The organism is Achromobacter arsenitoxydans SY8 (assembly GCF_000236785.1).
GTDB classification, from domain to species: Bacteria; Pseudomonadota; Gammaproteobacteria; order Burkholderiales; family Burkholderiaceae_B; genus Achromobacter; species Achromobacter arsenitoxydans.
Genome location: NZ_AGUF01000075.1, coordinates 22,490 through 34,424, shown reverse-complemented (window position 1 = coordinate 34,424; position 11,935 = coordinate 22,490). Strand labels below are relative to the sequence as shown.

The 11,935-nt window shown below is 65.0% G+C and carries 10 protein-coding genes; 6 read left to right on the top strand and 4 right to left on the bottom strand.

Going from position 1 to position 11,935, the window contains the following annotated elements; all coding sequences use genetic code 11:
• Positions 1-3 precede the first annotated feature (3 nt).
• The 3 genes from KYC_RS23680 to KYC_RS23670 form a co-directional block, all read right to left on the bottom strand.
• On the bottom strand, positions 4-2,373 hold the full coding sequence (locus KYC_RS23680; protein ID WP_008167222.1) for a TonB-dependent siderophore receptor: 2,370 nt from the start codon (positions 2,371-2,373) through the stop codon (positions 4-6).
• Positions 2,374-2,626: 253 nt separating this feature from the next.
• The gene (locus tag KYC_RS23675) at positions 2,627-3,619 is read right to left on the bottom strand and encodes a FecR family protein (RefSeq protein ID WP_238531987.1); all 993 of its coding nucleotides are present in this window, start codon (positions 3,617-3,619) and stop codon (positions 2,627-2,629) included.
• Positions 3,606-4,112 (bottom strand): RNA polymerase sigma factor, encoded by a 507-nt coding sequence (locus KYC_RS23670; RefSeq protein ID WP_008167218.1) that lies wholly within the window; start codon positions 4,110-4,112, stop codon positions 3,606-3,608. The genes KYC_RS23675 and KYC_RS23670 overlap by 14 nt, the downstream gene beginning before the upstream one ends.
• Positions 4,113-4,331: 219 nt before the next feature.
• Here KYC_RS23670 and KYC_RS23665 point away from each other — a divergent pair, with 219 nt between their 5' ends.
• Entirely contained in the window at positions 4,332-5,375 is a 1,044-nt protein-coding gene (locus KYC_RS23665; protein WP_008167217.1) for a histone deacetylase family protein, read from the top strand.
• Between the two features lie 15 nt (positions 5,376-5,390).
• Here the strand turns inward: KYC_RS23665 and KYC_RS23660 are convergent, their stop codons facing one another.
• Positions 5,391-6,725, bottom strand: a complete 1,335-nt coding sequence (locus KYC_RS23660; protein ID WP_008167215.1) for an MFS transporter — start codon at positions 6,723-6,725, stop codon at positions 5,391-5,393.
• Positions 6,726-6,946: 221 nt separating this feature from the next.
• On the opposite strand from KYC_RS23660, the gene cyoA reads away from it, so the two are divergent.
• From cyoA to KYC_RS23635, 5 genes are all read left to right on the top strand, one after another.
• Complete coding sequence (cyoA, locus tag KYC_RS23655) at positions 6,947-7,990, top strand: ubiquinol oxidase subunit II (protein WP_043519167.1); 1,044 nt, start codon at positions 6,947-6,949, stop codon at positions 7,988-7,990.
• Between the two features lie 64 nt (positions 7,991-8,054).
• Positions 8,055-10,058, top strand: coding sequence for a cytochrome o ubiquinol oxidase subunit I (gene cyoB, locus KYC_RS23650; RefSeq protein WP_008167212.1), 2,004 nt, complete (start codon positions 8,055-8,057; stop codon positions 10,056-10,058).
• Positions 10,051-10,692: a cytochrome o ubiquinol oxidase subunit III gene (gene cyoC, locus KYC_RS23645; RefSeq protein WP_043519147.1), complete on the top strand. Its 642-nt coding sequence runs from the start codon at positions 10,051-10,053 to the stop codon at positions 10,690-10,692. The genes cyoB and cyoC overlap by 8 nt, the downstream gene beginning before the upstream one ends.
• A complete protein-coding gene (gene cyoD / locus KYC_RS23640; RefSeq protein WP_008167208.1) occupies positions 10,689-11,105 on the top strand; it encodes a cytochrome o ubiquinol oxidase subunit IV in 417 nt (138 codons plus the stop codon). The genes cyoC and cyoD overlap by 4 nt, the downstream gene beginning before the upstream one ends.
• Complete coding sequence (locus tag KYC_RS23635; RefSeq protein ID WP_008167207.1) at positions 11,105-11,884, top strand: SURF1 family protein; 780 nt, start codon at positions 11,105-11,107, stop codon at positions 11,882-11,884. Before cyoD ends, KYC_RS23635 begins: the two co-directional genes overlap by 1 nt.
• Positions 11,885-11,935 lie beyond the last annotated feature (51 nt).

Genomic DNA, 11,935 nt, shown 5'->3' with positions numbered 1-11,935 from the left:
GCGCTACCAGTAGTAGTTCAGGCTGAGCATCGCCTCGCGCTCCATGCCTCGGAACGTGTAGGTGTAGTAGCGCTTGTCGAACACGTTGTTGATGTTCAGGGCGATGCGGTAGCGCGGAGTCTCGTACGCCACCGCCACGTCGGCCAGCGTAAAGGCCGGGTTGTACTGCGTGCTGCCGTCCGCCGCCGTGTTCAGCGGCGCCTTGCCGCGATAGCGCAGGCCGCCCCCGACCATTAATCCCTGCACCTGGTGCGGGCGGTAGTCGAGCCACAGGGTGGCGGTCTGGCGCGCGGTTTGCGTTAGCTGCCGGCCTACGTCCTGCAGCCGATTGCTCTTGGTGGTGCGCGGATCAATGTACGTGTAGCCGGCCATCACGCTGAGTTCCCGCGTAATCGGGAACTTGGCTTCCAGCTCCACGCCCGTGGAACGCACCTCGCCCGTCTGCACGCTGAAGCGCGGATGATCCGGATCCTGCGTCGTCACATTGGTCTGGCGGATGTCGAATACCGCGGCCGTAATAAGCGCATCGGTGCCGGGAGGCTGGTACTTCAGGCCGACTTCGTACTGCTTGCCCTCGCGCGGCTTGAACGCGGTGCCGTCAAACTGCTTTCCCGTGATCGGATCGAACGCGGTCGAATAGCTGACGTAAGGCGCCACGCCGTTGTCGAACAGATAGAGCAGCCCCACGCTGCCCGTCGTGGCCGCGTCGCTGATCCTGGGCTGGGTGGTGCTGGTCTGGTTGGTGCGCACGAAGTCGCGCCGCAGGCTCACATTGCCCACCCAGTTGTTCCACTTGAGCTGGTTCAGCGTATAGATGCCGGTCTGCTTCAGGTCGGTGCGCGACGGTTCCAGTTCGGGATACGCGATCGGCTGGCCATACACGGGCGCGTAGATGTCCAGGTTTGGCACGTCCCAACCGAAGCCCAGCGCGTCGTTCTCCTTGTAGCGCAGGTAATCGACACCCACCGCAAACGTGTGCTGTACAGCGCCCCAGGTGAAATCGCGCGACGCCCGGCTGTCCAGAGCCAGCGTCTTGCCGTTCGTGCGCTGCGCCAGGCTGCCCCGCGTGACCGTGCGTTTATCTTCCAACAGATCCATCGCGTAAATGTGCCGGTAGTCGATGTCGATTTCCGAATAGCGCAGGTTCTGGCGCAGACGCCAGCCGCCATCGGTATCGTGCTCGAAGGCGTAGCCGATCGACTTGGTGTCGCGGTCGAAGCGGTCGAAATCCGGATCGCCGGCGCTGCGGCTCAATGGCAGGTCGCCGATCTCGGGATAGGTGTAGAGATTGGGCCACCAGCTCTTGGGCGTGGCGCGTTCCTTGGAATAGGTGCCCAGCACGGTCAATCGGGTCTGGTTCGTGATGTTCCACAGGATCGACGGCGCCACCGAGATCCGGTCGTCCCGCGAGCCGTCGGTGCGTCCGTCGCTGTCGCGCCCCAACACATTCAGCCGATACAGCACCTTCTGATCCGCATCGAAAGCGCCGCCCAGGTCCGCCGTAAGCTGGCGGCGGTTGTACGTGCCGTAGCTGGCTCCCACGCTGTTGACATGATCGGCGGAGGGGCGCTTCGATATCACGTTGATCACGCCGCCGGGACGCCCCTGGCCGAACAGCACCGAGGCCGGCCCCTTCAGCACTTCAATGCTGTCGAGTTCCTCCACGTTGTCGTTCCAGGAAGCATAGGTGCCCGTCGATAGCTGCTTCAGCCCGTCCTTGAAATAGGCGCTGCCGTCGCTGAAGCCCCGTATCACCGCGCCGGTCATGCGCGCGTCGCTCGATCCCGACACTTCGGTCTGCACACCCGGCGTGTACGACAGCGCGCTCTCCAGGTTGCGCGGCGCCTGCACCTTGATCTGTTCCTGCGTCACGATCGACACTGACCGCGGCGTTTCGATCAGCGGCACGTCGAGCTTGCCGCTATGGCTGGACAACGCAACATAGCTGTCCGCCGTTCCCACCGCCACGCCGCGCACCGTCACGGGCTCAAGCTGCGTGGATGCGCCGGACGGCGCGGTCAGCGAGACATTGCGCCCATCGCGCTGAAACACGATGCCCGTACCGGCCAGCAAGCGGCGCAGCGCATCGTCCGGCGTCAGGCGGCCCGACACCGCCGGCGCGTTGCGACCGCGCACGGTCTCGGGCAGGTAAAAAATCACCAACGACGCCTGTTCCCCCAGCTGAATCAGCGCATCGCCCAGCGGCTGCGCCGTGATGCTGACCTGCACCGGGGCTGTCTGCGCCACAGCGTCCCGAGGCATCGCGCCCCATGCCAGCACCAGGGAAATCGCCAGGGCGCCGCATGCGCCGTGCGCACCGCCCCTCGCCGTCTTGCGCGCCGGCGCGCGCTGCTTGTCTTGCTTGTCCATCATCGGTCGAAAAATTCCAGTTCAACTGCCCGCGCATACAGCGCCCGACACCCTTGGCCAAAGGTTGCTTCCAGGGTCGAGATCGGCTTGCGACGTCCCCCTTTCAACGTCTAGACGCCGCAGGCGGGAAAAAACCGGAATGATTCTCGATAGATAATTTGAAACAAAATGATTCAGTCGTGCTGTGCCAACGGTCACGCTCAACGAACGACCGGACGAAAGCGCCGCCGGGACGGACGCCCGCAAAGGTCCGCGATCAGCGCGGCGCCAGGACGGCGCTGCCGTCGCCGGGATACAGCACAACCACGGGCGCGATCTGCGGAAGCACGTTCAGGACAGACTCCGGCTCGTCGATGGGCAAGGTGCCCGCCACGCGCAAGTGCGCGAGCTTGCGGTCCTCTATCCGCAGCGGATTGCGCAGATAGCGGTTCAGCTCCGCCACTACCTGCGCCAGCGGCGTATCGCGGAACACCAGCCGGCCACGCTGCCACGCCGTGACGGCCGCCACGTTTTCCTGGTGCGGCGCGGCCAGCGCGACCCCGGGCGTGTAGTGCGCCACATAGCCGGCGGTCAGGTGGCGGGCCGCCCTGTTCCACCAGGAGCCGGCGGAAAACGTCACGCTGCCCTCGTCCACCGCCAGCGCCACGGCATCTCCGTCGCGCCGGACGTTGAAGCGCGTGCCTGTCACCACAACCTGCGCGTTCCCCGCATTCACCGTAAAAGGCCGTGCTGCGTCGGGGCTGACCGTGAACAGGGCCTCGCCCGCAAGCAGTTCCACCTGGCGGCGGTCGGCATATAGCGCGACGCGGACCTGTGTGTCCGTGTTCAGCTCCAGCAAGGATCCATCCGGCAAAGCGACGCGCTTGCGTTCGCCGCGAGCGGTCGCCAGCGACTGGCTGAACTCCGGCGTGGGCGACCACAGCCGGGGGCCGATTACGCCAGCGGCCAGCGTCAAGGCACAGGCGGCCGTCAGACCCATGGCGAACCGACGGCGGCGCGGGTGCGCGGGCATGTCGTCGGGCTGCGCCAGAATGGCGCGCATTTCATCTTCCGGCAGGTCGTCCGCCACGCGCCACAGGGCCTGCAGCGATTGGTACTGCCTCAGATGTTCGGGATCGGCCGCCAGCCAGGCGTCGCGCGCCTGGCGCTCATCCGCATCCAGCGCGCCCAGGCGCTCGCGCGCGAACCAGTGCGCGGCCTGGTCGCGGGGCGTGCTGGAAGAATCCGGGCGGGAATCAGTGCGGGGCATGATCTTGCAACCGGTCATGGATGTGGGTCAACGCGCGCTTCATGTGCTTTTCGACCGCGCTTTGCGTCAATCCGAGTTTCTGCGCAATCTCGGCCTGGGTGTAGCCTTCGAGCTTGTTCCACAGGAAAACCTGCTGGCATTTCAGCGGCAATTCGGCCAGCGCAGACTTTAGCGCATCGGCCAATTGCGCCGCCCGGATCGCAGACTCGGGGTCGGCCTGCGCGGGATGTTCGGCATCCGGCAACCCGTCAAGGCTGATCACCTCGCGCCGCGACTGGCGCCGGAATTCTCCATTCAGCCGATTCTGGCTGGCGCCATAGAGATACGCCTTCGGATCCAGCACCGCGGCATCTCCATTGCGCAGCATGTTCGTCACCACGTCATGCGCGGCGTCTTCCGCATCATGCCGGCTGGCGCTGCGCCGCGTCCACGTCCCGATCAGCTCGCGATAATGCGCGAGCCAACCTTTTTCGGATGGCGAATGGCGGGACATGGAACGGCGAAGAAGCTGTCGCAGGGAAGAAGGCCGGCATTATCAATCATGATTCTCATTACGGCAAATGCACGTCGGCCGCAGCTACCCGCCCTTTTCCAAACCGCGCGGCCTCCATTCCGTTTTCCGCGAACCGCCCGCCGTGGCGCTGTATATTTTCAGGCCTTTGTTGCGGCGCCGTCCGCATTACCGCACAGACACACCCAGGACCCATCCATCGTGCTGATCTTCCATAACCCCGTCCATGACAAACACAGCGGCCGCCACGAGATGTTCCGCGGCAAGCTGGTGCCCTGCCACGAAACGCCCGCGCGGCTGGAGTACGTGCTGGAAGCCCTGAAGCAGCGCGGCATCGGCGAACTGCGCTCGCCCGCGGCCCCCGACATGGCGCTGATTAAGCGCGTGCACGCCCCACGCTATGTGGACTTCCTGGAGAGCGCCTGGCGCGAATGGGTCGCGCTGGACCCCGCCAACGCGCAACTGGACGTGCTGCCCTCGATCTGGCCGGTGCGCGGCTTTCGCCACGACGTGGAGCCCACCAACTTCTCCGCCCGCGTCGGCCTGTTCTCGTTCGACAGCGGCTGCCCGCTGACCGCCGGCACCTGGGAAGCCGCCACCGCCGGCGCCGCATGCGCCATCGAGGCCGCGCGCGCGGTCTCCGCCGGTCACGGCGCGCGCGCCGCCATGGCGTTGACGCGCCCGCCAGGCCATCACGCCGGGGCCGACTTTTTTGGCGGCTACTGTTTTCTGAACAACGCCGCGCTGGCGGCCCAGGCGCTGCGCGACGCGGGCGCGCAACGCGTTGCCGTGCTGGACGTGGACTATCACCACGGCAACGGCACGCAAAGCATCTTCTACGAACGCGGCGACGTGCTGACCGTATCGGTACACGGCGATCCGACCACCGAATACCCCTTTTACCTGGGCTACGCCGACGAACGCGGCCAGGGCGCGGGCCAGGACTGCAACCTGAACCTGCCGCTGCCCGCCGGCAGCGACTTCGCCGCCTGGACGCGGGCGCTGGAACAGGGCATGGACGCGGTCCGCGCCTTCAAGGCAGACGCGCTGGTAATCGCGCTGGGCGTGGATACCTACGAGGGCGACCCGATCTCGAAGTTCAAGCTGAAAAGCGCGGATTATCTTCAGGTCGGCCGCATGCTGGCGGGGCTGGGTCTGCCGGCGGTGTTCACGATGGAAGGCGGCTACGCCGTCGCCGACGTGGGCGTCAACGTGGCCAACGTGCTGGAAGGCTACGCGGGCTGAGCGCAGCAGGCGGGGTCAGTCGCGCGTTTCGAGCACCTTGTTGATGCGCAGCGCCAACAGCGTGCACGCCACGCCGGACAGCAGGTAGACGCTGACGGCCACCAGCCCGAAGCGCGCCGACAGGCCCAGCGCCACCAGCGGCGCAAACGCCGCCCCGATGAGCCACGCCATGTCGGACGTCAGCGCGGCGCCGGTATAGCGATAGCGCCGCGTGAAATTCGCGGTGACCGTACCCGACGCCTGGCCGTACGACAAGCCAAGCAGCGCGAAGCCGATCAGGATGAACGCGTCCTGCGCCTTGGGCCCGCCGCCCATCAGCCAGGGCGACACCACGGCGAAAATGCCGATCAGCACAGCCAGGAGGCCCAGTGTCGTGCGCCGGCCGATGCGGTCGGCCAGCCAGCCCGACGCGATAGTGCCCAGGATGCCCAATACCGCGCCGATGATCTGCGTGATCAGTACATCGGAGATCTGCTGCGTGCCGCTGACCGCGATCCACGACAGCGGAAACACCGTGACCAGGTGGAACAGCGCATAGCTGGCCAGCGCGGCAAAGGCGCCGATGAACATGTTGTAGCCCTGCTGGCTGATGATTTCCCGGATGCCGATGGGTTCGAGTTCGCCCTCTTCGAGCAGCTGCGTGTATTCCTCGGTGACCACCAGGCGCAGCCGCGCGAACAGCGCCACCACGTTGATCGCGAACGCCACGAAGAACGGATAGCGCCAGCCCCACTCCAGGAAATCGTTCTGCGTCAGCGTCAGGTGCAGGTACAGGAACAGCGCGCTGGCGACCATGAAGCCCACGGGCGCGCCCAACTGGCCCATCATCGAATACCAGCCCCGCCGATTGGGCGGCGCGTTCAGCGCCAGCAGCGACGGCAGGCCGTCCCACGAACCGCCGAACGCCAGGCCCTGCAGGCAACGGAACACCGCAAGCAGAATGATGGCGTGCATGCCGATGGAGGAATAGCCGGGCAGGAACGCCATGCCCACCGTGGCCGTTCCCAGCACGAACAGAGCGACGGTCAGCTTGGTCGCGCGCCCCCACCGCCGCTGGATCGCCATGGAAATGGCGGTGCCGATCGGGCGCATGATGAAGGCGAAGGAAAAAATGACGAAGGCCCAGAGGGTGCCTTCCAGCGGTTCCTCGAAGGGAAAGAACACCTTCGGAAAAACCAGCACGCAAGCGATGCCGAAGACGAAGAAATCGAAGTATTCGGAGGCGCGTCCCACCACCACGCCCACCGCGATTTCACCAGGCGCCACCTTGGCATGGCTGGCCCCGCCGCTGATTGCCCCGGGCCCGGAGATGGGCGAAGGACGACCGGGATATTGCGTGGTGGTCGACATGGGTTCGCTCGCAAAAGAAGGTTCTGGATACGCCTTGTCTACGATCTTGCAACACACCTGTGCCACGGTACGCCCATAACGCCGGAAGCCGCAAGCCCCAAAGCCCAGGACTGCCCCGCACGCGTTCCCGTGCATACTTTTGCTCTTTTTACCCTAGATTTTTCGCGGCTTCCAGCGTAGTGTTTCGTTTACTTCCCACGGTTACGTTTCGGGGTATGGCCATGTCGTCCTTCCCAAGGCTCCGCGGATTGATCCTGTTTGCCGCCCTGCCGCTGCTCGCCGGGTGCAATGCGGTCTTGCTCTCGCCATCAGGCGACGTGGCCGTGCAACAACGCAACCTGATCATCATTTCCACCGGCTTGATGCTCATCATCATCGTCCCGGTGATCATCCTCACGCTGCTGTTCGCATGGCGCTACCGCGCCAGCAACAAGGACGCGCACTACGACCCCGACTGGAACCACTCCACCATGCTGGAGCTCCTGATCTGGGCCGCCCCGCTGCTGATCATCATCGCGCTGGGCGCGCTTACCTGGGTCAGCACCCATCAGCTCGACCCCTACCGCCCGCTGGCGCGCCTGTCCGAAGGCCGCGAGGTGCCCGCGGGCACCAAACCGCTGGTGGTCGAAGTGGTGGCGCTCGACTGGAAGTGGCTGTTCCTCTATCCCGAGCAAGGCGTCGCGGCCGTGAACGAACTGGCCGCGCCCGTCGACCGCCCCATCCAGTTCAAGATCACCTCGTCGTCGGTGATGAACTCGTTCTTCGTGCCCGCGCTGGCCGGCCAGATCTACGCCATGCCCGGCATGCAGACCACGCTGCACGCTGTGATCAACCACCCCGGCGAATACGAGGGCCTGTCCGCCAACTACAGCGGCTCGGGTTTTTCCGGCATGCGCTTCAAGTTCCATGGCCTGGACCAGCAGGGCTTCGACAACTGGGTCGCGCAGGCCCGCAAGTCCACGGCCGCGCTCAGCCGCGAGGCCTACCTGAAGCTCGAACAGCCCAGCGAGCGCAATCCCGTCCAGCACTACGCGTCGGTCGCGCCCGGCCTGTTCGACGCCATCGTCAACCGCTGCGTCGAACCCAACCGCATGTGCATGCGCGTCGCGATGGCCATCGACGCCCAAGGCGGCGCGGGCATTCCCGGCGCGCGCAACGTCACGACCATGGATCCCCAGCTGCGCGAGCGCCTGGGGCTGACGGAAACGCCGCCGCGCAAGTACGTGGGCGCCATGTGCACGGCCACCGAAGGGCTGGTGCTGTAGCACGGGCTGCCCGTGCCGCACGCCACGGGCTACATGAAATCGCGGTCTTTTTGCGGGAATCGAGATGCCTGATCAACCTGACCTCACCAAGCTGATCTTCGGCCGTCTTACCTGGGACGCCATTCCTTTCCACGAGCCCATCCTGCTGGCCACGTTCTTCATGGTGGCGGCCGGCGGCATCGTCGTGCTGGGCGGCATCACGTACTACAGGAAGTGGGGCTACCTGTGGCACGAATGGTTCACCAGCATCGACCACAAGAAGATCGGCATCATGTACGTCATCCTGGGCATCGTGATGCTGCTGCGGGGCTTCGCCGACGCCATCATGATGCGCCTGCAACAGGCGGTGGCGTTCGGCGACTCCGCTGGCTACCTGCCGCCGCACCACTACGACCAGATCTTCACGGCGCACGGCGTGATCATGATCTTCTTCGTGGCCATGCCGCTGGTCACCGGGCTGATGAACTACATCGTGCCGCTGCAGATCGGCGCGCGCGACGTCGCGTTCCCCTTCCTGAACAACTTCAGTTTCTGGATGACCACGGGCGGCGTGGTCCTCGTGATGATGTCGCTGTTCGTGGGCGAATTCGCGCGCACCGGCTGGCTGGCCTACCCGCCCTTATCGGGCATCACGCACAGTCCTGACGTGGGGGTGGATTACTACATATGGGCCCTGCAGATAGCGGGGGTCGGGACACTGCTTTCCGGCATCAACCTGCTGGTCACCATCGTGAAGATGCGCGCGCCCGGCATGACCATGATGCGCATGCCCATCTTCACCTGGACCGCGCTGTGCACCAACGTGCTGATCGTGGCGGCCTTCCCCGTCCTGACCGCGGTGCTGGCGCTGCTGTCCATGGACCGCTACGTGGGCACCAACTTCTTCACCGCGGACTTCGGCGGCAACGCCATGATGTACGTGAACCTGATCTGGATCTGGGGCCATCCCGAGGTCTACATCCTCATCCTGCCGGCCTTCGGCATCTTTTCCGAAGTGGTGTCCACGTACTGCCGCAAGCGCCTCTTCGGCTACGCGTCCATGGTCTACGCGACGGTCGTGATCACGGTGCTGTCGTACCTGGTATGGCTGCACCACTTCTTCACCATGGGCTCCGGGGCCAGCGTGAATTCGTTCTTCGGGATCACGACAATGATCATCTCGATCCCGACAGGCGCCAAGATCTTCAACTGGCTGTTCACCATGTACCGCGGGCGCATCCGCTTCGAGATCCCCATGTTGTGGACCATCGGCTTCATGGTCACCTTCGTGATCGGCGGCATGACCGGCGTGCTGCTGGCGGTGCCACCCGCCGACTTCGCGCTGCACAACAGCCTTTTCCTGATCGCCCACTTCCACAACGTGATCATCGGCGGGGTGCTGTTCGGGCTGATGGCCGGCATCACCTACTGGTTCCCCAAGGCCTTCGGCTACAAGCTGGATCCGTTCTGGGGCAAGTGCTCGTTCTGGTTCTGGCTGGTGGGCTTCTACGTGGCCTTCATGCCGCTCTATGTGCTGGGGCTGATGGGCGTGACGCGCCGCGTGAACCACTTCGAGGACATGTCGCTGCAGATCTGGTTCCAGATCGCGGCCTTCGGCGCGCTACTCATCGCCTGCGGCATCGCCAGCTTCATCATCCAGCTCGTGGTCAGCTACCGCCGCCGCGACCAGCTGCGCGACACCACCGGCGACCCCTGGGACGGCCGCACGCTGGAATGGTCCACGTCGTCGCCCCCGCCCGCCTACAACTTCGCGTTCACGCCGCGCGTGCATGACCTGGACGCCTGGTGGCAGATGAAACAGCACGGCTACGAGCGCCCGCGGCTGGGGTTCATTCCGATCCACATGCCCAGCAACACCTGGGCGGGCATCGTGCTGGCGGGGATCAGCGTCGTGATGGGCTTTGCGCTGATCTGGCACATGTGGCCGCTGACGGTGCTGTCGTTCGCGGCGCTGATCCTGGTGTCGATCATCCATACCTTCAACTACAAGCGCGACTACTACGTCCCGGCCGAACAGGTCGTGGCCACGGAAGACGCCCGTACAAGGCTGTTGGCGCAACATGTCTGATACCCTCGCCCAAAACTTGCCTGGCGGCGCCGCGCCGCCCTCCGAACCGGTGTTCTACGTCCCCGGCGAACACCATCCCAAGAACGGCACCCTGCTCGGGTTCTGGGTCTACCTGATGAGCGACTGTCTCATCTTCGCCTGCCTGTTCGCAGTCTATGGCGTACTGGGCCGCAGTTTCGCGGCGGGCCCGTCCGGCGCCGACCTGTTCGACCTGCAACTGGTGGCGGTGAACACGGCGCTGCTGTTGCTGTCCTCGATCACCTACGGCTTCGCCATGCTGGAGATGCGGCGCAACCGCATCGGCGCCACGCAGGCCTGGCTTGCCATAACCGGCATCCTGGGGCTGGGCTTCCTGTCGCTGGAACTGTACGAGTTCATGCACCTGATCCACCAGGGCGCCGGACCGCAGCGCAGCGCCTTCCTGTCGGCCTTCTTCACGCTGGTCGGCACGCACGGGCTGCACGTCACCTTCGGCATCGTCTGGCTGGTGACGCTGATGCTGCAGGTGCGCATGCACGGCCTCATCCCCGAAAATCGCCGCCGCCTGATGTGCCTGTCGATGTTCTGGCACTTCCTGGACCTGATCTGGGTGGGCGTGTTCACCTTCGTGTATCTGATGGGAGTGCTGCCATGAGCTCGCACATGGACAATCTGGCCGACACCGGGCACGGCGGGCATCACGGCCACCACGACCACCACGACGATGACGACGGCGCCGCCCACGGCACGCTCAAGAGCTACCTGACCGGCTTCGTGCTGGCGGCCATCCTGACGGCCATTCCGTTCTGGCTGGTCATGGACCGGGTGATCGACAGTTCGCGCGTCACCGGCCTGGTGATCCTGGCCTTCGCCGTGGTGCAGATCGTGGTCCACATCATCTACTTCCTGCACATGGACACCAAGTCCGAAAGCGGCTGGAATATGTTGGCGTTAATATTCACGCTGGTGCTGGTCGTGATCACGCTCAGCGGATCCATCTGGATCATGTATCACCTGAACTCCAACATGATGCCCATGTCCACGCACGACATGCGGAAAATGCCCTGATGTCAGCAGTAAAAGACTCTACTTCACGCGACACCTCCCGTAATCCGCGCAGCAAGGCAACCCTGGTCATCCTGGGGCTGCTTGCTGTCGCCGTCTTCGCCGGCCTTTGCGCCCTGGGCACTTGGCAGGTGCACCGCCTTGCCTGGAAACGCGCACTGATCGCGCAAGTCGAACAGCGCGCCCACGCGCCGGCCACGCCGGTTCCGGCCGCGAGCGAATGGCCGGCGCTGACGTCCGACAACGCCGAGTACCGCCACGTATCCGCGTCCGGCACCTACAAGTTCGACCAGCAGACGCTGGTGCAGGCCGCCACCGAACTGGGCAGCGGCTACTGGGTCATGACGCCCCTGGAACTGCCCGGCGGCGGCACGGTGCTGGTCAACCGCGGCTTCGTGCTGCCGGAATGGCGCAAAGCCCAGGCGCAGATCGCCCAGCCGCCCGCGCCCGGGCAGGTCACCGGACTGCTGCGCATGGGCGAACCCGGCAGCGGCTTCCTGCGCAACAACGACCCCGCCTCCAATCTCTGGTATTCACGCGATCTGCCGGCCATTGCGGCCGCGCGCGGCCTGACCGGCGTGGCGCCCTTCTTCATCGACGCCGATGCGGCGTCCAGCCCGGGCAAGAACCCCGCCCGGGAACCGGTTGGCGGCCTTACCGTCATCAACTTCCCCAACAATCACCTGGTCTACGCCATCACCTGGTATGCGCTGGCGCTGATGGTGATCGTGGGCGTGGCGATCTTCGTGCGCGAGGAAAAGCGCGCGCGCAAGAAAGCCTGAGCCGATCTGGCCGGGTTGAAAAGTATGGCGCCTCCAGGGGCGCCATATTTT

Bases quoted from the DNA above. Each gene is read 5' to 3' on its own strand.
- KYC_RS23635 (WP_008167207.1), top strand. From the start codon at position 11,105: ATGTCAGCAGTAAAAGACTCTACTTCACGCGACACCTCCCGTAATCCG.
- KYC_RS23660 (WP_008167215.1), bottom strand. From the start codon at position 6,725: ATGTCGACCACCACGCAATATCCCGGTCGTCCTTCGCCCATCTCCGGG.
- KYC_RS23675 (WP_238531987.1), bottom strand. From the start codon at position 3,619: ATGCCCCGCACTGATTCCCGCCCGGATTCTTCCAGCACGCCCCGCGAC.
- cyoB (WP_008167212.1), top strand. From the start codon at position 8,055: ATGCCTGATCAACCTGACCTCACCAAGCTGATCTTCGGCCGTCTTACC.
- KYC_RS23680 (WP_008167222.1), bottom strand. From the start codon at position 2,373: ATGATGGACAAGCAAGACAAGCAGCGCGCGCCGGCGCGCAAGACGGCG.
- KYC_RS23670 (WP_008167218.1), bottom strand. From the start codon at position 4,112: ATGTCCCGCCATTCGCCATCCGAAAAAGGTTGGCTCGCGCATTATCGC.
- cyoC (WP_043519147.1), top strand. From the start codon at position 10,051: ATGTCTGATACCCTCGCCCAAAACTTGCCTGGCGGCGCCGCGCCGCCC.
- cyoA (WP_043519167.1), top strand. From the start codon at position 6,947: ATGTCGTCCTTCCCAAGGCTCCGCGGATTGATCCTGTTTGCCGCCCTG.
- cyoD (WP_008167208.1), top strand. From the start codon at position 10,689: ATGAGCTCGCACATGGACAATCTGGCCGACACCGGGCACGGCGGGCAT.